Genomic DNA, 206 nt, shown 5'->3' with positions numbered 1-206 from the left:
GTCACGCCCAGCGCGCTGTTCAGCTCAGAAATCAGCTTCACCAGTACGCCCATGGTGATGGGATCTTGCCCAACAAAAGGTTCATCAAACATGATGAGATCCGGCTCCAGCGCAATCGCACGCGCCAGCGCTGCACGCCGCGCCATCCCACCGGAAAGTTCAGAAGGCATTAGTTTAGCCGCTCCACGCAGCCCCACGGCCTCCAG

1 protein-coding gene is annotated in these 206 nt (G+C 59.7%); it reads right to left on the bottom strand.

Features of this window, described 5'->3' with window-relative positions:
• Positions 1–197 (bottom strand): ATP-binding cassette domain-containing protein (locus tag HMPREF0308_RS14395; RefSeq protein WP_428829071.1); only part of this gene is annotated, 197 nt, incomplete at its 3' end.
• Between the last annotated feature and the right edge of the window lie 9 nt (positions 198–206).

This window comes from Corynebacterium striatum ATCC 6940, from assembly GCF_000159135.1.
GTDB lineage: Bacteria > Actinomycetota > Actinomycetes > Mycobacteriales > Mycobacteriaceae > Corynebacterium > Corynebacterium striatum.
The sequence above is the reverse complement of the archived record's forward strand: the minus strand, read 5'-3'. Positions and strand labels throughout refer to the sequence as shown.